Source organism: Bacillus sp. AFS041924 (assembly GCF_002577195.1).
Taxonomy (GTDB): domain Bacteria; phylum Bacillota; class Bacilli; order Bacillales; family Bacillaceae_G; genus Gottfriedia.
This window is the reverse complement of the sequence record NZ_NULG01000102.1, coordinates 1-22915: the sequence shown is the minus strand read 5'-3', so window position 1 is coordinate 22915 and position 22915 is coordinate 1. Positions and strand designations below refer to the sequence as shown.

Here is a 22915-nt window from a genome sequence, read left to right as displayed (position 1 = left end):
ATTCCCATCACCCGCTCCATATGTCCTGGTAGCTCAGCAGGATAGAGCAACGGCCTTCTAAGCCGTCGGTCGGGGGTTCGAATCCCTCTCAGGACGTCCAAAAGACACTTGTTTTACGTAACGTAAAATAAGTGTCTTTTTTTGTTTTTTTTTAAGTTGTTCTTTCTTAGGCGGAAAAATTAATAACATTATTAGTTTATGATTGGATTCCTTTTCTTTTTTCTACTTTTAGATAGAAGACTTAGAGCATAATAAAATTTATGAAAGATATGTTATTCTAGTATAAAAAAATGAGTGGAGTGATCTAAATGAACGAAAAAATATTTTGGGGGTTAATATCCAAAATGCATATTGTTGAAGAGCCGTACGAATGGGTGATTAGACATTTAGCAAAACAATCAGATGATGAGATAGCTGGTTTTGAAATTCAATTTGAAACTGCTTTTTCAAATGCGTATACTGTGAATCTTTTAGGAGCTGCATGGATTATTATGGGGGGCTGTTCTGAGGATTCATTTGCTCAATTTAGAGCTTGGTTAATTGGGCAAGGTGAACAAGTCTATAAGAAAACGTTGATTAATCCTGATTATTTAGCTGAATACATCTTTCCAATTTATGAGGAAGAGGGACTTGCGCCAGAACTAGAAGAAATGTTAGATTTAGCCTTACAAGCATTTTCAATCAAGCGTAAAGGCGATGACGATTGGGATGATCAGTTGTGGAATGAGTTCAATACACTGATTGAAAGCAAAGGTTATCTTTATCCAGAACAACAATTATCAATCGACTGGACGTCGAGTGATGAATTAAAAGATAGATTTCCAAAGTTATGGAAGCGATTTGGTCATAAGCCGTTAGGACAGTAAAGGCTAATAATTGTAAACCAAGTAGACATAAGGTGGTCAAACTGGTAAATATTAGTATCTTACATATTTTAAATAAATTTAATTCATGATACACTTTTTCATAACTAGATTGTGCAGAAAATAACAAATGTTAGGGGGAGAGTAACATGGAAAATAATATTGTCTTTTTTCCTAAGTTGAAGGATCGGATTATCAATTTAGGTAAAAAAGCATTAGAAGAAAAAAATTTTAGTAAAGCTTTGATGCTATGTAATCAATTAAAAGAAATGAATGAACAAAATTCGCAAACAGAGCTCGCTGCAGTAGCTTGCTTATTAGAAGGGAATAGGACTAAGGAAGCAAGAGAAAGATGTGAAGAGTTAGTTTTTGGACCTTTTGAAAGTGATGAAGCAATTGAAGTGTACATAAGTATTTTATTTCAATTAAAAGAATACGAAGAGTTACAAAAAAGTATTAAAAAACTACTCACTCAAAAACGAATTGATGAAAATCAAATGGATAAGTTCCAGGCGATGCTATCATTATCAAAGAAAGTAATTTCTGAACGAGAAGGCATAAAGGGTGAAATTCTTGATTTACATATAGTGCTAGAAAATTCCGAGCCAATTGAAAAACAGCTTGAACTGATTAATGAATTAAGGGTAATTGATTGTAATTTAGTTCTTGACCAGATTCACGAAATATTAAAAAGTTCAAAAGCGAACCCTTTAATACAAAGTTTTATTTTGTTCATTTTACAAGAACAATCAATTGAAAAAGATTTTGAACTGAATAAAGTAAATCAACGAATGGTTTGGAATACATCGGTTTCAGTAAATGAACATAAAACGTTTGTAGATGCTATTTTAAAAAAATTAAGTGATGTGCTAGAGAGTGAAGACCCTTCTGCTTTCGAAATCGCAAAAGCACACTTCCAGCATTTTATGACAATTTATTTCCCATTTATCCCAATTCCAGCGGAAGTTAATACTTGGGCAGCCTGTTTCTATTGTATTGTCCAACAATATTTCGATCGTATGATAGATGAAGATGAAATCAAAGACTTATTTAATGTAGAGCATTTTCCAGTAAAAAGTGCTATTGCTTTAGTTAAACGATTTGAAGAAGAAGGTTACTTTAACATAAAAGGATAAACGTAGGAAAAACATAGAAATCGCATTCTGACTTCTATGTTTTTTATTTGCTGAAATATAAAATATTAAACATTTGATAACAAATCACAAATTAAAAAAACTAATATTTTCTCCATATAAAAATAGGAAATATTGAAACAAAAAAGGAATGTGTTATAATAGAATGGTTGTAACGACTATTTACTTAATTATACACGCATGATCTTTTTATTTTGGACTAGCATGTATAGTACGAAAATACGTAAACACATATATTTTTTTAGATAATTTTGGAGGGAACTAACAATGACTGCTAAATGGGAAAAATTAGAAGCTAACGTTGGTCTATTAACTGTAGAAGTTGAAGCTTCTGAAGTAGATAAAGGTTTAGATGCAGCTTTTAAAAAAGTTGTAAAAACTATTAATGTACCTGGATTCCGTAAAGGAAAATTACCACGCCCAATTTTTGAACAAAAATTTGGTATCGAAGCACTTTACAATGATGCTTTAGATGTTATTTTACCAGAAGCTTACAGCAAAGCTGTTGAAGAAGTTGGTATTGAGCCAGTTGATCGTCCAGAAGTTGACGTTGAGCAAATGGAAAAAGGTAAAACTTTAATCTTCAAAGCGAAAGTTACTGTAAAACCTGAAGTAAAATTAGGCGAATACAAAGGCTTAGAAGTTGAAGAAATGGATTCAATCGTATCTGATGAAGACGTACAAGCTGAATTAACTAAATTACAAGAGCGTCAAGCTGAGTTAGTAGTTAAAGAAGATGGTACTGTTGAAAATGGAGATACAGCTGTAATTGATTTCGAAGGTTTCGTTGATGGCGTAGCTTTCGAAGGTGGTAAAGGTGAGAACTATCCACTAGAAATCGGTTCAGGTTCATTCATTCCTGGATTTGAAGAAGCTTTAATCGGAGCTAAATCTGGTGTAGAAACTGATGTTAATGTAACATTCCCAGAAGAATACCACAGTGCTGAATTAGCAGGAAAAGCTGCTACTTTCAAAGTAACTGTTCATGAAATTAAATCAAAAGAACTTCCTGAGTTAAACGACGAGTTTGCTAAAGACGTAAACGACGAAGTAGAAACTTTAGAAGATCTTAAAGCAAAAATCAAAACTGACTTAGTTGAGTCTAAAAAAGCTCAAGTAGAAGGTAGCTTACGTGATGCTTTAGTTCAAAAAGCAGCTGAAAACGCTGAAATCGAAATCCCAGATGTAATGTTCGAAAGCCAAGTTGACCGTATGGTTAAAGACTTTGAACAACGTATTGCACAACAAGGATTAAACTTAGAACTTTACTACCAATTCACTGGTACTAAAGAAGAAGATCTACGTTCTCAAATGCGTCAAGATGCTGAAGCTCGTGTAAGAATCGACTTAACAATCGATGCAATCATCGAAGCTGAAAAAATCGATGCAACTGAAGAAGAAATGAACGAAGAATTAGCTCGTTTATCTGAAATGTACAACGTTCCTGCTGAGCAATTAGTAACTATGCTTGGTGGTACTGATGCTGTACGTGACGATATTCAAATCCGTAAAGCTGTTGAGTTATTAGTAGATAGCAGAAAAAAATAAGCGTTATCTAAACATATATTGATTCAAACAAGGCGCGAATTTTTCGTGCCTTGTTTTTAAATAATGAAATATTTGGTAAAGAGAACTGTTTCCTTTAAAATACACATATACATATGTTAGAATCTGTTATACAGATTTTAAAAAATTATTGTGGCTATACTAAAAATAATTCTTTAAAAGAAGGATTAACTACTTTAAATTAGAATATATATATTCTAAAAATTTAAACAATTTTAGAGTAGTAAATAATTGCTTTGTTTATTTTGTGTGCTATCATATAGCTACAAGATACATATTTTTTGGATTACATACATATTGAGTGTTTTTAGATTTTTAGAAATTTTAGAGGGAGTGAACATATGTTCAAGTTTAATGAAGAAAAAGGACAGCTAAAATGTTCGTTCTGTGGAAAGTCACAGTCTCAGGTTAGAAAATTAGTTGCAGGACCTGGAGTTTATATTTGTGACGAGTGTATTGAGCTTTGTACTGAAATTGTTCAGGAAGAGTTAGCAAAAGAAGAGGAAGTAGAGTTTAAAGACGTTCCGAAACCAAAAGAAATTTGCGAAATTCTCGATGAATATGTAATTGGTCAGGACAATGCAAAAAAAGCCTTATCTGTAGCTGTGTATAATCACTACAAACGTATCAATTCAAATAGCAAAATTGATGAGGTTGAGCTTTCAAAAAGTAATATTGCGATGATTGGGCCAACTGGTAGTGGTAAAACATTATTAGCCCAAACTTTAGCAAGAATTTTAAATGTGCCATTTGCGATTGCGGATGCAACTTCATTAACAGAAGCTGGATATGTTGGGGAAGATGTTGAAAACATTCTTCTAAAATTAATCCAAGCAGCTGATTATGATGTAGAACGCGCTGAAAAAGGTATCATTTATATCGATGAAATTGATAAAGTTGCACGTAAGTCTGAAAACCCTTCAATTACACGTGATGTGTCGGGTGAGGGCGTTCAGCAAGCACTTTTAAAAATTCTTGAAGGAACTGTTGCAAGCGTACCTCCTCAAGGTGGTCGTAAGCATCCTCATCAGGAATTCATTCAAATTGATACGACAAATATTTTATTTATTTGTGGTGGAGCATTTGACGGAATCGAACAAATTATCAAACGTCGTTTAGGTAAAAAGGTAATTGGTTTCAGTGGTGATTCTGAAAAGAGCGATTTAAGCTCAAAAGAAATCTTAAACCATGTATTACCAGAAGACTTATTACGTTTTGGTTTAATTCCAGAGTTCATCGGTCGTTTACCAGTTTTAGCTAATTTAGAGCAGCTTGATGAAGCATCTTTAGTTGAAATTTTAACTAAACCAAAAAATGCTTTAATTAAGCAATATCAAAAATTACTAGAGCTCGATCAAGTTGAACTTGAGTTTGAGGATAGCGCACTTACTGAAATTGCTAAAAAAGCAATTGAGCGTAAAACTGGAGCTCGTGGACTACGTTCGATCATTGAAGGTCTTATGTTAGATATTATGTTTGAATTACCTTCACGTGAAGATATTCAAAAATGTATTATTTCAGCAGAAACTGTTAAAACTGGTGCTGCTCCAAAGCTTGTATTAGAAGATGGAACAGAGCTAGAGTTAAAGAAAAAAGAAAATAAACTAGCTTAAGTAAAAAACCAAATGCATTTGCATTTGGTTTTTTTGACATTTTTATGGTTAGATTTTTTAAATCGTTCTAAATCCTATAGTCTTATTAGGATCTAACTCCTGCTTTAATTTTAAAAATTTGGTTTATCCTTCCATTTAGAAGGCGATACTAAAATTAATTTCTACTTCAGTGGAGGGGTAAAGAATGAGTTTAACAACAATTATTTTATTAGCTCAACTAGCATTAGGTACAATCGTAGCATTGTATTTTATTCATTTATTAAAGGGGCAAAGGACGACTAAAGTTTCGATTGACAGAGAATCAAAAAAAGAAATGGAGCAGTTACGTAAATTAAAATCAATTTCTTTAACTGTACCGTTAGCAGAGAGAGTTAGACCGACTACTTTCGATGATATTGTTGGACAAGAGGATGGTATAAAAGCGTTAAAAGCTTCATTATGCAGCGCAAATCCTCAGCATGTAATCATTTATGGACCACCTGGAATTGGAAAAACAGCAGCAGCTAGACTTGTATTAGAAGAGGCTAAAAAGAGCCCAAATACTCCTTTTAAACAAGATGCAGTATTTGTAGAATTAGATGCAACAACTGCTCGTTTTGATGAAAGAGGAATTGCGGATCCTTTAATTGGATCAGTCCATGATCCTATTTATCAAGGAGCGGGAGCGATGGGGCAAGCAGGTGTTCCTCAACCTAAAAAAGGTGCAGTAACCGATGCGCATGGAGGTATTTTATTTATAGATGAAATTGGGGAGCTTCATCCAATTCAAATGAATAAAATGCTGAAGGTACTTGAAGATCGTAAAGTTAAATTTGAGAGTGCTTACTACCAAGAAGAGAATCCTTCGATACCGGCACATATTCATGAAATCTTTAAACACGGATTACCAGCAGATTTTAGATTAGTTGGTGCTACAACAAGATCACCAGAAGATATACCGCCGGCAATTCGTTCACGTTGTTTAGAAATATTTTTTAGAGAATTAGAACAGGATGAGATTCAAGCAGTGGCAAAACGCTCTGCTGAAAAAATTGAATTAAGCCTTTCTGATAAAGCTCTAGAATTAGTAAGTACATATGCGAAAAATGGTCGTGAAGCTATTAACTTAATACAATTAGCAGGCGGCATGGTGTTAACATCTGGTCGAAAAGAATTAGTTGAAGATGATATTCAGTGGGTTGTTTCTGTAAGTAGACTATCACCAAGACTTGTAAATAAGATTCCAGAAGCTCCAACTGTAGGGTTAGTGAACGGTTTAGCAGTTTATGGTGCCAATATTGGTGCTTTATTACCAATTGAAGTAAGTGCTATGAAGGCTAAAGAGATTGGTAAAGGCACAATAACTATAACTGGAATTGTTGAAGAAGAAAGCTTGGGTAATCAATCTAAATCAATTCGAAGAAAAAGTATGGCGAAAGGTTCTTTAGAAAATGTAACAACCATTTTACATAAAATTGGTGTTCCAATAGATGATTATACAATCCACATTAATTTCCCAAGTGGTGCATTAATTGATGGGCCATCTGCAGGGATTGCCATGGTTGTAGGGATTTTCTCAGCTGTAAATAATGTTCCTGTATTAAATACAATCGCTTTAACTGGTGAAATGAGCATACAAGGTGATGTGAAGCCTGTAGGCGGTGTTCCAGAGAAAGTTAAGGCGGCTATTAAAGCAGGGGCAACTAAAATTATTATTCCGAAAGAGAATGATCAAGCTACGCTACATCAATATAAAAATGTAGAAATATTAGCTGTAGACCGCATTGAAAAAGTTCTTCATGAAGTCTTTAAAGATAATTGGAAATTCGAAGTACCAACTCAAACAAAAAGTGATTTCCAACAATTAACGTTGTTTGAAGAGAATCAATCGCAATCTATGTAGATAAAAATAAGTGTTCGAATCATTTCATTTTGAATAAATAAAGAGTACAAACTCTTTTTGCATTCTATTTTTCAATGAAGTGAGCGAACACTTTTTAGTTTGTTTTTTTAAGAACATCAATTTCATCGTTAAAAATGTATTAAAAGCTTTAGTTTTAAGGTGTTGTTTAATGATTATTTCTCTTCTACATTTCTTTTAAGGCATATCATTGTAAATGATATGTATGTTAAGGTAAAATAACTAGATAGAATGAAAAACATGGAGGTGTAACGTAATGACTGTTACAAAAGAAAAAGTTGTACCCCTCCTACCTTTAAGAGGAATTAGTGTATTTCCTGCCACTATTGCACATCTAGATGTAGGAAGAACGAAATCGATAAAAGCTATACAAGAAGCTGATGAGTTAGATCATTTAATTTTTGTTGTTACTCAAATAGATGCAGATACTGAAAATCCAAAGATAGACGAATTGTACCAATTTGGAACGTTGGCTAAATTATCACAAAAAATTACACTTCCAAATGGCACTGTTCGAATTACTGTCGAAGGATTACACAGAGGAAAAATCAAATCAATCATTGATCAAAATGATTTCTTAACTGTAAAGGTAGAAGAATATCCAGATGTAGAGGATGACTCTAAAGAGCTTCGTGCTTTAATGAGAACTTTACTGCAACATTTTAAACAATACAGTAAATTATCAAAACGAATTTTACCGGAAACGATTGCTTCAATTGTAAAGCAGGATCAACCGGGGAAACTTGCAGATGCTATGATCGATTCAATTCCATTAAGGGAAGAAGAAAAACAAAAAATATTAGCAACTGTTGATGTTTCCGAAAGAATACATATTATCTTAAATTTCCTTCAAGATGAGAAAGAATTACTGAAGCTTGAAGAAAAGATTGGCTTACAAGTAAAGAAAAATATTGATAAAACTCAAAAAGAATATTTCTTAAGAGAACAACTAAAGGTTATTCAACGCGAACTAGGTGATCGGGAAGGGAAAACCGAAGAAGTTGATAAGCTTTTAACGAAAATCGAAGAGGCAAATTTGCCTGAAGAGACGAAGGAAGTTGTCTTAAAAGAGTTAGCTAGATATGAGAAACTACCGCCTAATGCTGCAGAAGCAGGAGTAGTTCGTACATATTTAGATTGGATGGTATCTTTACCATGGTCTAAACAAACAGTCGACACACTTGATATTCATCGTTCAGAAAAAATACTGAATAATGAACATGAAGGACTTGAAAAAGTAAAAGAAAGAATATTAGAATATCTAGCTGTTCAGCAGCTGACGAATTCATTACGTGGTCCAATATTATGTTTAGCTGGTCCTCCAGGGGTTGGTAAAACATCTTTAGCGAAATCAATCGCAAACGCTTTGTCTAGAAACTTTGTACGTGTTTCACTAGGTGGTGTGAGAGATGAATCAGAGATTAGAGGCCACAGAAGAACATATATCGGAGCTATGCCAGGGCGAATCATCCAAGGAATGAAGAAAGCAATTTCAAATAATCCTGTATTCTTACTTGATGAAATTGATAAAATGTCTAGTGACTTTAGAGGAGATCCAGCGTCTGCGATGTTAGAAGTATTGGACCCTGAACAAAATAATACATTTAGTGATCATTATATCGAAGAGCCTTTTGATTTATCTCAAGTTTTATTTGTAGCAACTGCAAATGATTTATCAACAATTCCAGGTCCATTACGTGATCGAATGGAAATTATCACATTATCTGGCTATACGGAACTTGAAAAAGTTAATATAGCTAAAAAGCATTTGTTCCCTAAAAAATTAGCAGAGCATGGCTTAAATAAATCGACTGTACAAATTCGTGAAAGTGCATTGACTGCAATTATTCGCCATTATACACGTGAAGCAGGAGTAAGGTCATTAGAACGAGTTCTTGCGAAACTATGTAGAAAAGCTGCTAAGTTAATTGTTTCAAATGAAAAGCAAAAAATTATTTTTACGGATAAAAATATTGAAGAATTCTTAGGTAAAAGAACATTCTCTTATGGTCAAATGGAAAGTGAGGACCAAATTGGTGTAGCTACAGGTTTAGCATATACTGCATTTGGAGGAGACACACTTTCTATCGAAGTATCACTATATCCTGGAAAGGGTAAGCTAACTCTAACTGGTAAGCTTGGGGATGTCATGAAGGAGTCAGCGCAAGCGGCATTTAGCTATATACGCTCAAAAGCAGAAGAATTGAATATTGACCAAAATTTCCATGAGAAATATGATATTCATATTCATGTTCCAGAAGGCGCAGTTCCAAAAGATGGCCCTTCAGCAGGTATTACGATGGCTACAGCATTGATATCAGCCTTAACAAATAAACCAATCCGAAAAGAGGTTGGAATGACTGGTGAAATCACATTACGTGGTCGAGTATTGCCAATCGGTGGTTTAAAAGAAAAAATGTTAAGCGCACACCGTGCAGGTTTAACAACTGTGATCATACCAAAAGAGAATGAAAAAGATTTAGAAGATGTGCCGCCAATGGTGAAGGAAGGTTTAAATGTTATTCCTGTTTCCCATTTAGATGAAGTGCTTGCACATGCAATAGTAGGAGTGAAAAAATGAAAGTAACAACAGCGGATATTGTCATTAGTGCAGTCCGACCAAATCAATATCCAGATACACAATTTCCTGAAATCGCTTTGGCAGGTCGATCAAATGTTGGGAAATCTTCGTTTATTAATAAAATGTTAAATCGAAAAGCGTTAGCCCGTACATCATCAAAGCCTGGGAAAACACAAACGCTGAATTTCTTTTTAATAAATGAACAGCTTTTCTATGTGGACGTTCCAGGATATGGTTATGCAAAAGTTTCTAAAAAGGAACGAGAAGCATGGGGTAAAATGATTGAAACGTATATTACAACTCGAGAGCAATTAAGAGCTGTTATTTTATTAGTTGATCTGCGTCATTCACCAACAGAAGATGATGTAATGATGTATGATTTCTTAAAGCATTACGGAATCCCAGTCATTATCGTAGCAACAAAGGCTGACAAAATCCCTAAAGGTAAATGGGAAAAGCATGCCAAAGTAGTTCGTGAAAAATTACAGATTGAAGAAGGCGATGAGTTGATACTATTCTCTTCTGAGACTGGTATGGGTAAAGAAAAAGCATGGTCTGTAATTGACCGTATGTGTAAATAAAAAAACTGGTGGAAACAATCCACCAGTTTTTTTATATTTTATCCTTTCTAATCTCTTAACCCTGCTTTCCTGCCTTTCCCGGTTTCCCTGCCCTAAGGTACTTTTGGTTCATAAATAGAAAAAATGGGTTCGGTGAATTTTAATTAATATTTTACTAATAAAGAAATTAAACCATTTTCCAATAACCTGTATGTAAAAGCAGTTGGTCAAAAAAATACCTACCCGAATTAAAGATGCGCCCCATATTTAAAGACACAATATTAAAATGATTCGTGTCAGATGGGTAGTTTCAAGAATTAATATGGTCTAGGTTCGGAAAGACTTTCCATAGAAATTTATTTTCTACAATAGGAAATTGTTTTTCAAAGAGCGCAAATCTAAAACAATTAGTACTGCTCATATTTCAGTTTTTAGGCTATTTTCTTATACAAAATTTTTAAAGAAAGATTAATTATTCATCTATATAATAATTAATTTTAGGAAAAATTTACCTTTTTTTCCATATTTTTAATCTGTAAACTAATAATGACACTTAGTTGATAAGTTTATTTTTTAGGGAGGAAAGGAGAAAAATGAATTTATCCCTCTAGGAACTATAAAAGTTATTATTGTTTATTTTATCCTCTTCAATGCTTTTTAAGATTTTTTCCACAGTTTAAGAACCCACAAAAAACCATCATCGCGTAAGTTTCATATAAACATTAGGGAACTAAACAATATTCGTTAGTTAGTAAGCAGAAAATTTATTAGGTCAAAGTTTATGTATGTTCAGTAAATTTAAAAAGACAGGACTATTAAGTATTCGGTGTCGATCTAACTCTATTATTTACAGAAATTTCTGTGTCCATATTGTTAGGAATATCTAACTCTATCACGACATAATTTTGATAGGTACCAACTAGTTGCAAGACAAAATAATACTTATAAAGAGTTAATTTAATACGTTATCCCGAGGATTTTGACGATATTGGATAAGTACGATCGTATTTAGCTTGAATAATATTTTAATAGAGGAGATTATTACGATGGAAAATAAAATGAAAATGATTATAAGTTTTTTATTGATCTTTGCAATGATTTTGAGTGGTTCTGGGCAAGCGGTATATGCCAGGAGTAAAAACCAGGCTAATCAAGGGGAAAATACGAATTTTAGTGAGCAAAATGTGAACCAGTGGTTAAGTGAGTATGAATTCTATGAAGACACCAGAATAGCAAAAATCTATGATCAGACTGCAATAAATGAATTAAAGCGTTTCACAAAAGTCATAAAAGAAAATAATGCTAAGTTTGATTCAAAACTATTAGCGCAAATTGATGAAACAGTTGAATTTATCGAAAAAGATAATGAACTTGACGTACTTCAACAATTAATTGATGAATATGAACAATCTGTCCAGGAGGAATACATACAAGAGGTGATTCTTAAAAGTGACCGTCTTTTGGAAATTAAACATAAGCTAACAATCTGTTTATGGGGATATATAACAAAAAACGAATTTAATCAACCAACTGAAGTATTACTTGCAGATATACTTTTTAATTTTTATTTATCGGATAAAATTGTCAATAAAAATGCTATCGGCATCTTAAGAGATATTTCTGAAGAGGTTGAACAAAATGGAAATAAAATAAAAGCCCATCTGAATAACTCTGTGAAAATGTCTGAAAAGGGTAACGAATTTCTAGAAAAGGAACTAGCTATCCCTGCAGCTAAATCCTATCAAAATGCATATAAACAAGTTTTATTCGGACTTGAAAAAGCAGGCTATTCAATTACTCCAACTTTCTTTGAATCTACTTCTGATACGGATGGTGACTCTTTAACTGATGGAATAGAATTTCTTGAGGGAATGAATCCATTTAAAAAAGATACAGACGGTGATGGATTGCAGGATAATATTGAATTTGAGGCTAGATCATTTCTTTCCCCGACAAAATATGATTCAGATTTTAACGGCATAAGTGATGCAGATGAAGATGTCGATGAAGACGACCTGAATAATAAAGATGAACAAGCTTATCAAACTAATTTAATGAAGGGGGATTCAGACCAAGATGGTCTAACTGACGGATTTGAAGTACATCAGTTCAGTTCATTACCTAACAAGCTTGATACAGAAAACGATGGGTTAAGTGATGGAGATGAATATGCATTTAAGACTAATCCGAATGCTACAGACAGCAATAATAACGGAATTGAGGATTCACAAGAACTTTATAAACAATCAATTAGTAAGGAAATGATTCAGCCTGGTAAATCAGAAATTAAAAGCGTAGAAGTTGGACTTAGTACAAAGGATAATATTAGTAAAACGACTAGAATTAGTAGCACAAACAATGTGAATATCAAAACAACTAATTTACATGGAATCATTGGTTCTCCTGTAAGCATCAATACGCACTCAAAATTTGAAAGGGCAACTATTAAGTTTACGTACGATGAAGCAAAACTTGGTGACTCGTTGGAAGATGATCTAGCTGTTATTTGGTACAATGAAGATAAAGAAATGTATGAAAGCCCTCAATCTGTATTAGATACAAATAAAAATACAATAATTGTAGAAACTACTCATTTAGGAGAATATATGATAGTTGATAAGACAAAGTGGCTAGAACTTTGGGGGAAAGAAATAGACTACTCCAGGCCTGATGTGATTAATGAAAATGAAATGCTGTTTCAAAATATGACAATGAAAACATTCATAGAAAACGATCGAGTTGCAAGCAACAATAAGCCGAATGACATTGTTACTAGCGATGATTCAGATGATGGAGAAGTAGATACAAAAGATTCCGATGGGGATGGCTTATACGACATCTATGAAGTTAAAGGGATGAAAACACCATACGGTATAATTTACTCAGATCCTAACAAGAAAGATAGTGATGGTGATGGATTAACCGATGGGGAAGAAATGGGGCAATTTATATCATTTACGATCGTAATATTTGGCTATGAAATCCATTTTGAAGGTTTCTTTCCTACGAGTTTCCCTGACAAAAAAGATAGTGACGGAGATGGAAAGTTTGATAATGAGGATTTGAGACCGTTGTACGCTGATTTTAAAGATACAGTAGTTTATCAATCAGATCGACCTGAAGGCTATGATGAAAATGGAAATGTAGCAAACGATATGAAAACAAATGATTATACAGAAGATGAAATAAAAGACATTAATTGGATGTTTAGACTCCAACTACTTGAATCTTATTTCCCAGATATACTCTTTTATGAGTTCGAGGATATGTCAACAAGCTTATTTTCCACGGGAGACATGGAAGATGTTATTTTAGATATGATTAAACATTTTAAAGAGGGAACTGGAAAAGAATACAGAAACGAGACCTTGACTAAAGTTGCAAGTGAGCATGAAACAACGAAATCCTATGTTGAATTTGTCAAAAATGCCTTAGTGGATGAACTAAAGAACAATGGAGGTAATTTGGCAGCTCTAAAGTTTGATAAAAGTACAAAGAATACAAATGAATTTTATAATTTTGTACAGAGAAATGCTAGTTATCCTACGTTTAGCTCATGGGGTGATCGAGTAGGTGGACTTACAATTACAGTAAATGATACGTGGGGAAATACCGTCTCCGTAAAAGATTTTTCTGTAGAGAATAATCACTTTAAAGGAGTCATGCGTGTTCGTTTATATGATCATTTTGGGTTGGATCAGCCAGATGTTGAGAAGGTGTATGTCAATTTAGCAGGATTCCGTTCTTGGTTTGTCTTACAGCATTATGACGATTATGATGGGGAATATAAGCCATATGTTACTGTAATGGAAATGGACGTACCATTTGAGGGGAATTTGAGTGATTAAGTATAAATATAAAATTATCGTTTTAATGTTTGGTATATTTATAATTCTATTAAACTTAACTGGATGTAGTAAGAATGAGGAATCAAATGATGAAATTAAGATTTTTGAAATTAACAACACAGAAGAAATCCTTAGTAAAAAGGATGAAGATGAAGTACTTGTTAAAAAGCATTATATGATTCTAAATCCTCCAGAAGATTTAATAGAATTGAAAGAATTACTTGAAAATTATATTAAGGAACATCCAGTTGATGAAGAAATGAAAGTACCAGAAGGCAAAACCAGGGCTTTTGATATTTCCTTCTATAGGGAAAGTGAAGATTTGCCAAGGGACTGGCAACCTGATGAAAGTTACATGAATACTGACCGACTAGAACATCATAAGAATGATTTAATTGCATATATAATCTGGTCAGATGCCAAACCACCAAAAGAATACAATGTTTATGATAAAAATAAGAACGGACAGATAAATAAAAGGTTGCGTTTTATTGAGGATCAACTTGTAAAGTGATACTACACTTAAGAATGAAGAAATGAAAATTGATAGAAATTATGACTAGTACACCAAGATAGACTAGGGACCGCTATGAATATCTTCCATAGCGGTCCCTTATTATTTAACAGTCTTTCTTAAAGCTTCAAAAAGACCATTGAAAAAAGTACCCTATAGACTAGACACTAAAAAGTCTACTCTATAGGGTACTTTATTATCCACCAGATTTAAAGCTGAAAATCGATTCCTACTAAGTTAACCCTGCCCATCCTGCTCTTTTTGCTTTCATGATCTCTTTTAATAAATCTTCATCACAATAAATATATAAACGATCAGTCAAGTTTAATTTGTATTCTTTTAACTTTGGAATATTTAACTGTTCATTAATTGCTAATAAAGTTGCTCCTTTTTCAAATAATTGTAGATATGCATCTTCATAAGTTTTCCATTCTTCATTAGGGGGAATCACATGTATATTACTTCCATCAAACTTTGTATTTAAAAAATGCCTAAAAATGGTTGAAGTTCCTGGATGTAAAGTAGTCTTAGCGATTAAACGTGAGACGGATTCATATGATAATACAAAATCATCTACGTTTACGTGTTTAAAATTAACGATATGGTCTTCTTTAGAGATTTCTACAATAGTATGTATAGGTTTATTATTTGTACTTGAAAGTGATTCAACTGCAGAAGCAATTAAAAGAGTTTTTCCATCCTTTAAAACACTATCTTCAATTGAAGAATCTGCAAAAATACACACCCTTTTAGCCCCAAATATATTGGCATTCAGTAAAGTTTTTTCGATTGAAGGGTCCCCTTGAATAAAATGAACTTGAGGATGGTCATATGGTGAAGTATCTAGATTTTCAATTAATACTATTTTTGCATTCGGCGAAGAATCGAATAGTTCCTCGATTGCATCTCTTGTTTTTTTAGACCAACCGATGTAAATAAAATGATCATTTTCTTTATACACAATTCTTCCCTCCAGCTTTAAACGATGATAGTTAGAAAAAGAATCAACAGTTTTAGATACTAATAAGCCAATAATACCGACACCAAAAATAAATAAAAACATTCCTAAGCATTTTCCTGCTACTGTTTTTGGAAAGAAATCACCATAGCCTACAGTAGTTAAAGTTGTCATTGTCCACCATAAACCATCAAATAAAGTTGGAAATGTTTTTGGTTCTAAAATATGTATAGTTATTGTACCGAAAGAAACAATTAAAATAGATAGAATTAAAATTGATACATAATTAAAAGATACAAATTTTTTCCACAAAGTAAGGAAGTATAGCAAGGGCATTCCTCCTATAAAAACCACTAGTTATGTATTAAAAAGTATGCCTATTTTTTTGAAAATAGAAGATATAATCCAATCACCGCAATTAAAATTGGCCAATATTGCTGGAAATAAGAGACTTGTGATTGGAGAGAACCAAGCATTGTTGTAAGCTTCTCATTAAAAAGGAAAAATAAAGACATAATAAATAATAGTAAACCAGGTAGTAATTCACCTTTTCCTTTTCTTGATTGTAGAAACATACCTATTGAGATAATAAGTGTTAAAACGGACCAATGGTTTGGCCAATTTTGAAAATGTTCAATTGCATAAAAATGAATCCCAAATCCAAGTACTACAATCCCTGGGAAAACATAGTGAGTTTCTCTTCCCTTAAAAGCTTGAACGAGAAGGGCAATCCCAGTAATCAAGATTGGAGTAGTCCAAAATGTGAAAAATTGTAAAGCCGGGACTTGCCATTTTGAAATAAGATAATAAATGCCAAAGCCAATTAATAGGATTCCAATAAATAATCGATTTTTTTTCATAGCAACTCCTGTTTAACATTATTTGTAATCACTTTTATTTAAAAATTATTGTATAATAAAATTGGTGTACATTTAATAGTATAAATCGGATAAAAAATTCTACAAAATATTACATTTATGATAGCATATTGATGTAGAGCATAGTTATGATATTTTGCTAAGTAAATATAGAGATAAGCACATCGTTTGTACAAGATTTTTAGGGGGGCCTTAGGAAATGCACATCATTACAATAGGGATTAATTATAAAACTGCCCCAATTGAAGTGCGAGAAAAAGTAGCGTTTGCTCCAAATGAACTACAGGACGCAATGAACTCATTAAAAAATGAAAAAAGCATCTTGGAAAACATTATCGTATCTACTTGTAATCGTACGGAGATTTATGCAGTTGTTGACCAAGTTCATACTGGTCAATATTATATGAAACGTTTTCTACTACAACGATTTGGATTAAAAGATGAAGAATTATCACCATATTTAATTATTAAAACTGGAAATGATGCAATCACGCATTTATTCAATGTAGCAAGTGGTCTAGATTCAATGGTAATTGGTGAGACTCAAATTCTTGGACAAGTAAAAGATAGTTATTTACTTGCTCAGGAAAATAATGTAATTGGAACTATTTTTAATCACTTATTTAAGCAAGCAATTACATTTGCGAAAAAGGTTCACTCTGAAACTGGAATCGCTGAAAATGCTGTATCTGTAAGTTATGCTGCTGTGGAACTGTCAAAAAAGATATTCAGTAATTTAAAGGGCTGCAATGTACTAATAGTTGGAGCTGGAAAAATGAGTAATCTTGCTTTACAAAACCTATATTCTCAAGGGGTAGGAAAAGTCACCGTTATTAATCGAACTGTTGAAAATGCAGTAAAGCTTGCTGGTCTGTTTAATGGGAACGGAAAAGGGCTAGATTCACTAGAAAGCTCATTAAAAGAAGCGGATATCGTTATTAGTTCAACTGGATCTAAAGAATATGTAATTACTGAAAACATGATGCGTCGCATTGAAAAATCAAGAAAAGGTAAGCCATTATTCTTAGTTGATATTGCAGTTCCAAGAGATATTGAACCATCAATTCATAATATTGATAGTGCCTTTTTATACGATATTGATGATCTTCAAGGCATTGTTGCTGAGAATTTAGCAGAGCGTGAACGTGAGGCAATTAAAATTAAGAAAGCAATCGTTGAAGAAATTGATAATTTTCAATGTTGGTTATCAATGCTAGGCGTTGTTCCAGTCATCTCTGCTTTACGTGAAAAAGCATTAGATATTCAAGCGGATACAATGTGTAGTCTAGAACGCAAGCTACCACATTTATCTGAAAGAGACTTGAGAATTATTCAAAAGCACACAAAAAGTATCGTAAATCAACTTTTACGTGATCCAATTATGAAAGCAAAAGAACTGGGCACATCAAAACACTCTGAAGCACAAATTGCTCTTTTTAAAGAAATATTTAGTCTAGATGAATTTTTAGAAGAATCTAAAGATGAAAAACACATGCAAACTAAACAAGAAAAAGAGACTATTTCTTTAAAACAAAACTTAGGTTATTTATGAGGTTTAGCTAGTGGCGCTTTTGGAAAGTAGTTTTATCTACCACTTATTAATCTTATTGTTTGCATGGAGTATCGTTTTTTCTTTCATAGATTTTATAGATACAAATAGAATGGCAAGTCGAGTAGCATTTTATTTGCTAGCAATTGTTTGGGTGTTTTCTACTGTTTTAATGATTTACACCGTTAGCCAATACAGTTTATATTCCTTTATTACTTCAAGAGAAGGGCTATATATTTATGTATGGATCATCATCTCTTTATCGATGATTATTAATTGGTTAGTAAAACTAGAGTATTTAGTTTTCTTTACAAATGTTGTTTCATTTTTAGTATTTTCATTGTCAATATTAATTCCAAAGGCTGGTAAAACGGCTACTTTAGTCGATCAGTTAAAGTCGGAATTACTATATATCCATATAGGACTTGCTTTTTTAGCATACGGGGCCTTTACTCTGTCTTTTATTTTTTCAGTTATGTATATTTTTCAATACTTTTTATTAAAAAAGAAGAAATGGTCGTCACATCTAAAGAAATTGGGGAGTTTAGGTAAGTTGGAAAAAATGTTTATAACATTTAACTTATTTGGTGTTCCACTTATGCTAACTTCCCTTATCTTAGGCGTTATTTGGGCAAGTATTCGATTGCATACATTTGTTTGGTATGATATGAAAGTAATTGGCTCATTTTTCGTTTTAATCATGTATAGTACATTTATGTATTTAAAAGTAAGCAACCGTTTCTATGGCAAATCTCTTTGCATATTTAACATCTGTTGCTTTTTAGTTTTGTTCGGAAATTATGTAGTTTCAAACCTATATTCAAAGTTTCATTTATGGAGTACGTAAGGAGCTGTAACGATGCGTAAAATAATAGTTGGTACAAGAAGAAGTAAACTAGCATTAACACAAACAAAGTGGTTTGTTGAGAAGTTAAAAGAAGTAGCACCTGATTATGATTTTGAGTTAAAGGAAATCGTTACAAAAGGTGATGTAATTTTAGATGTAACTCTTTCAAAAGTTGGCGGAAAAGGTTTATTTGTTAAAGAAATCGAACATGCAATGTTAACTAATGAAATTGATTTAGCAGTACATAGTATGAAGGATATGCCGGCAATTTTACCTGAAGGTTTAATGATCGGTTGTACTCCAAAACGTGTTGATCCTAGGGATGCCCTACTTTCAAATAGTGGGAAAGGCTTAATGGAACTTGAGGAAGGCGCAATAGTTGGTACAAGTAGTTTAAGAAGAAGTGCTCAGATTAAAGCAGTTCGTCCGGATTTACAAATTAAATGGATTCGTGGAAATATCGATACGCGTATTCAAAAGCTAAGGGATAATGAATACGACGCGATCATACTTGCAGCAGCTGGACTAAAAAGAATGGGATGGGCAGAAGAAAGTATAAATGAATACATCGATGAAACAATCTGTGTACCAGCAGTAGGTCAAGGTTCACTTGCTATCGAATGTCGTGAAAATGATGCAGAAATCCGTGAATTATTAAATAGATTAAATGATGAATTAACATATACAACAGTAGCAGCTGAACGTGTATTTCTTCATAAAATGGAAGGTGGTTGCCAAGTTCCAATCGCTGGATTTGCAACGATCGATGAAACGAATGAAATCTCGTTAACTGCATTAGTAGCAAAACCAGATGGATCAATGATCTTAAAAGAAACTGTTAAAGGATATGATCCAACCGAAATTGGTGAAAAAGCAGCAAATTTATTAATTGAACGTGGAGCAAAGGATATTATTGATTCTGTAAAAGAGGCAGCGGATGAATAATTCCTTAAATGGAATAAATATTTTAGTGACAAGGGCAGAGCACCAGGCTGATGAATTTAATCATTTAATTCATCAGTTTGGTGGTTGTCCTATTAATCTTCCACTTCAAAAAATAGTTAAAAGTAATATTTCAATGAATGAATTGGAAAATTTAGTTCTTGATACAGAATGGATTTTATTCACAAGTGTAAATTCAGTACATTATTTTGTGCAGAATCTTACAAAGGATCTAAAACAAAAAATTCTTCAAAAAAAAATTGGGGCTGTCGGAGAAAAAACGAAGAATCGATTAAATGAAGAAGGATTTGAGGTGAATTTTCTTCCAAGTCAATTTACTGGCAAAACATTTGCATCTGAGTTAAGTTACATAGTAGAAAAAGGAACAAAATTTTTATTTATACGTGGCTCTTTAGCAAGTGATAATGTACCAAAAATACTTGAAAAAAATGGTCATCGTGTTAAGTTACTAACTGTTTATGAGACCATTGCAAATGTAGGGATTAAAAATGAACTGTTAAATTTATTAAACGATAGAAAACTAGATGTGATTACTTTTTTAAATCCATTTAGTGTAGAACAGTTTTGTTTTTTGATCGAAAATACGATTAGTATGGATGGCTTAAGAAACATTAAAATCGCTTGTATCGGGGAAGTGACCGCACAAAAAGCTATCGAAAAAGGTTTGAAAAATATTGTTGTTCCTAGTAAGTTTACAACTGAATCATTAATTAAAAAAATAGTAGATGATATTGATTAATCATATTGTCTTGAAGAGAAAAGAAGGAGAAAAAGATGACTTATTCTATTCCGTTTGATCGTCACCGTCGTTTAAGAAGAACACCAGCATTACGCTCTATGGTTAGAGAAACGCATTTACATAAAGAAGATTTTATTTATCCGATTTTTGTTGTTGAAGGACAAGGTGTAAAAAATCCGATTAGTTCAATGCCAGGTGTATTTCAATTTTCATTAGATGAACTAAAAAAGGAAATGGAAGAGATCGAATCATTAGGTATTAAATCTGTCATATTCTTTGGTATTCCTGATGTAAAAGACGCAGTTGGTTCAGAAGCTTACTGCGCGACAGGCATCGTACAAAGAGCGATTTCTCAAACGAAAGAACAGTATCCAGAAATGATTGTTATTGCAGATACATGTTTATGTGAATATACAGATCATGGACATTGTGGAGTTTTAGAAGATGGGTATGTTAAGAACGATGAATCGTTAATACTATTAGCAAAAACAGCAGTAAGTCAAGCACAGGCTGGCGCAGATATTATTGCTCCTTCCAATATGATGGATGGGTTCGTAGCAACAATTCGTCATGCTTTAGATGAAGCTGGATTTGATAATATCCCAATTATGTCTTATGCAGTAAAATATGCTTCAGCATTTTATGGACCATTCCGTGAAGCAGCTCAAAGTGCTCCAGGACAAGGTGATCGTAAAGCTTATCAAATGGATCCTGCAAATCGTTTAGAAGCATTCCGTGAAGCAGAATCAGATACAGTTGAAGGTGCAGATTTCTTAATTATTAAACCAGCTCTTTCATATTTGGATATCATTCGTGACATCCGAAATAACTATCACCAACCGATCGTTGCTTATAATGTTAGTGGAGAATATGCAATGGTTAAAGCTGCTGCAATTAATGGTTGGATTGAAGAAGAAAAGGTTGTAATGGAAAAATTAATTAGTATGAAACGTGCTGGCGCAGATATGATTATGACTTATCATGCTAAAGATGCTTGCAGATGGTTATCAGAAGGGAAGTAAAAATAAATGAGATCATATAACAAGTCAATTGAAGCGTTTGAAGAGGCAAAACAAGTACTTCCTGGTGGAGTAAATAGTCCGGTTCGTGCATTTAAAAGTGTTAATATGTCACCTATATTTATGAGCCATGGAAAAGGTTCTAAAATATATGATATTGACGGGAATGAATATATTGATTATGTGTTATCATGGGGACCACTAATTTTAGGCCACTCGAATGAGCGAGTAGTGGAAGGTTTAAAGCGTACTGCTGAAACTGGTACTAGCTTTGGAGCACCAACTTTAAAAGAAACAGAGTTAGCTAAACTTGTGATCGAAAGAGTACCATCTATTGAAGTTGTTCGAATGGTAAACTCAGGAACAGAAGCTACAATGAGTGCTTTACGACTTGCACGTGGTTTTACTGGCCGTAACAAAATTTTAAAATTTGAAGGATGCTACCATGGACATGGTGATTCTTTATTAATTAAAGCTGGTTCTGGTGTAGCTACACTTGGATTACCAGATAGCCCTGGTGTACCAGAAGGCGTTGCAGCTAATACAATCACTGTACCTTATAATGATCTAGAAAGTATTAGATATGCTTTTGAACAATTCGGAGATGACCTAGCTGCTGTTATTGTTGAACCTGTTGCAGGTAATATGGGTGTTGTTCCACCGGTAGACGGATTCTTAGAAGGCTTAAGAGAAATTACTACTCAATATGGTACATTATTAATTTTTGATGAAGTAATGACTGGCTTCCGTGTAGGCTATAATTGTGCACAAGGTCATTTTGGTGTAACACCTGATCTTACTTGCTTAGGTAAAGTAATTGGTGGAGGTCTACCTGTAGGTGCGTATGGTGGTAAAGCTGAAATCATGAATCAAATTGCCCCAAGCGGCCCAATTTACCAAGCAGGAACACTTTCTGGAAATCCTTTAGCGATGACGGCAGGATACGAAACATTAAGTCAGTTATCTCAAGAAGATTATGTAGAATTTAATCGTAAAGCTGATCTGCTAGAAGCTGGTTATAAAGCTGCTGCAGAAAAATACAATATTCCACATTGTATTAATCGTGCAGGTTCAATGGTTGGATTCTTCTTCACAAATGAAAAAGTTGAAAATTATGAAGCAGCAAAAACTTCTAACTTAGAGATGTTTGCGAAATACTATCAACTAATGGCTGAGCAAGGTGTCTTCTTACCGCCATCACAATTCGAAGGCTTATTCCTATCAACATCACATACAGACGAAGATATTCAAAAAACGATTGCGGCTGCTGAATACGCATTCTCGCAATTAGTATAGATAGAATGAAAAGGTGTCTCTTTTATAGAGGCACCTTTTCAGACTGGTGACAAACGCTCGCTTTCTT

17 protein-coding genes and 1 tRNA gene are annotated in these 22915 nt (G+C 33.3%); 16 read left to right on the top strand and 2 right to left on the bottom strand.

Annotated elements, in window-relative coordinates; translation table 11 throughout:
* The first annotated feature begins 22 nt into the window (after positions 1 to 22).
* The 10 genes from COC46_RS17805 to COC46_RS17760 all read left to right on the top strand — a co-directional run bounded on the left by COC46_RS17805 (position 23) and on the right by COC46_RS17760 (position 14599).
* Positions 23 to 96 (top strand) — tRNA-Arg (locus COC46_RS17805).
* Positions 97 to 308: 212 nt separating this feature from the next.
* The gene (locus tag COC46_RS17800) at positions 309 to 866 is read left to right on the top strand and encodes a DUF4240 domain-containing protein (protein ID WP_098811264.1); all 558 of its coding nucleotides are present in this window, start codon (positions 309 to 311) and stop codon (positions 864 to 866) included.
* A 146-nt stretch (positions 867 to 1012) separates the two neighbouring features.
* Positions 1013 to 1999 carry a tetratricopeptide repeat protein gene (locus COC46_RS17795; protein WP_098811263.1) on the top strand — a complete coding sequence of 329 codons (987 nt, stop codon included), beginning with the start codon at positions 1013 to 1015 and terminating at the stop codon, positions 1997 to 1999.
* 285 nt (positions 2000 to 2284) lie between these two features.
* Positions 2285 to 3565: a trigger factor gene (gene tig / locus COC46_RS17790; RefSeq protein WP_098811262.1), complete on the top strand. Its 1281-nt coding sequence runs from the start codon at positions 2285 to 2287 to the stop codon at positions 3563 to 3565.
* Positions 3566 to 3924: 359 nt separating this feature from the next.
* A complete protein-coding gene (clpX, locus tag COC46_RS17785) occupies positions 3925 to 5196 on the top strand; it encodes an ATP-dependent protease ATP-binding subunit ClpX (protein ID WP_098811261.1) in 1272 nt (423 codons plus the stop codon).
* Between the two features lie 184 nt (positions 5197 to 5380).
* Positions 5381 to 7078 (top strand): ATP-dependent protease LonB, encoded by a 1698-nt coding sequence (gene lonB, locus COC46_RS17780; RefSeq protein WP_098811260.1) that lies wholly within the window; start codon positions 5381 to 5383, stop codon positions 7076 to 7078.
* A 274-nt stretch (positions 7079 to 7352) separates the two neighbouring features.
* Complete coding sequence (gene lon, locus COC46_RS17775) at positions 7353 to 9677, top strand: endopeptidase La (RefSeq protein ID WP_098811259.1); 2325 nt, start codon at positions 7353 to 7355, stop codon at positions 9675 to 9677.
* Positions 9674 to 10258 carry a ribosome biogenesis GTP-binding protein YihA/YsxC gene (yihA, locus tag COC46_RS17770; RefSeq protein ID WP_098811258.1) on the top strand — a complete coding sequence of 195 codons (585 nt, stop codon included), beginning with the start codon at positions 9674 to 9676 and terminating at the stop codon, positions 10256 to 10258. The genes lon and yihA overlap by 4 nt, the downstream gene beginning before the upstream one ends.
* Before the next feature lie 1025 nt (positions 10259 to 11283).
* Positions 11284 to 14085 carry a DUF3289 family protein gene (locus COC46_RS17765; RefSeq protein WP_098811257.1) on the top strand — a complete coding sequence of 934 codons (2802 nt, stop codon included), beginning with the start codon at positions 11284 to 11286 and terminating at the stop codon, positions 14083 to 14085.
* Complete coding sequence (locus COC46_RS17760) at positions 14078 to 14599, top strand: hypothetical protein (RefSeq protein ID WP_098811256.1); 522 nt, start codon at positions 14078 to 14080, stop codon at positions 14597 to 14599. The genes COC46_RS17765 and COC46_RS17760 overlap by 8 nt, the downstream gene beginning before the upstream one ends.
* Positions 14600 to 14831: 232 nt before the next feature.
* On the opposite strand, the gene COC46_RS17755 is transcribed toward COC46_RS17760, so the two are convergent.
* Positions 14832 to 15887, bottom strand: coding sequence for an ion channel (locus tag COC46_RS17755; RefSeq protein WP_255294956.1), 1056 nt, complete (start codon positions 15885 to 15887; stop codon positions 14832 to 14834).
* Between the two features lie 47 nt (positions 15888 to 15934).
* The gene (locus COC46_RS17750; RefSeq protein ID WP_098811254.1) at positions 15935 to 16417 is read right to left on the bottom strand and encodes a hypothetical protein; all 483 of its coding nucleotides are present in this window, start codon (positions 16415 to 16417) and stop codon (positions 15935 to 15937) included.
* Between the two features lie 217 nt (positions 16418 to 16634).
* On the opposite strand from COC46_RS17750, the gene hemA reads away from it, so the two are divergent.
* From hemA to hemL, 6 genes are read left to right on the top strand one after another with little or no spacing between them, the layout of a single operon-like run.
* The gene (gene hemA, locus COC46_RS17745) at positions 16635 to 17987 is read left to right on the top strand and encodes a glutamyl-tRNA reductase (RefSeq protein ID WP_098811253.1); all 1353 of its coding nucleotides are present in this window, start codon (positions 16635 to 16637) and stop codon (positions 17985 to 17987) included.
* A gap of 10 nt (positions 17988 to 17997) precedes the next feature.
* Positions 17998 to 18831, top strand: a complete 834-nt coding sequence (gene ccsA / locus COC46_RS17740) for a cytochrome c biogenesis protein CcsA (RefSeq protein ID WP_098811252.1) — start codon at positions 17998 to 18000, stop codon at positions 18829 to 18831.
* A 12-nt stretch (positions 18832 to 18843) separates the two neighbouring features.
* On the top strand, positions 18844 to 19776 hold the full coding sequence (gene hemC, locus COC46_RS17735; RefSeq protein ID WP_098811251.1) for a hydroxymethylbilane synthase: 933 nt from the start codon (positions 18844 to 18846) through the stop codon (positions 19774 to 19776).
* The gene (locus tag COC46_RS17730) at positions 19769 to 20533 is read left to right on the top strand and encodes a uroporphyrinogen-III synthase (protein WP_098811250.1); all 765 of its coding nucleotides are present in this window, start codon (positions 19769 to 19771) and stop codon (positions 20531 to 20533) included. Before hemC ends, COC46_RS17730 begins: the two co-directional genes overlap by 8 nt.
* 35 nt (positions 20534 to 20568) lie before the next feature.
* Entirely contained in the window at positions 20569 to 21555 is a 987-nt protein-coding gene (gene hemB / locus COC46_RS17725; protein WP_098811249.1) for a porphobilinogen synthase, read from the top strand.
* Positions 21556 to 21561: 6 nt separating this feature from the next.
* Positions 21562 to 22848, top strand: coding sequence for a glutamate-1-semialdehyde 2,1-aminomutase (hemL, locus tag COC46_RS17720; RefSeq protein WP_098811248.1), 1287 nt, complete (start codon positions 21562 to 21564; stop codon positions 22846 to 22848).
* Positions 22849 to 22915 lie beyond the last annotated feature (67 nt).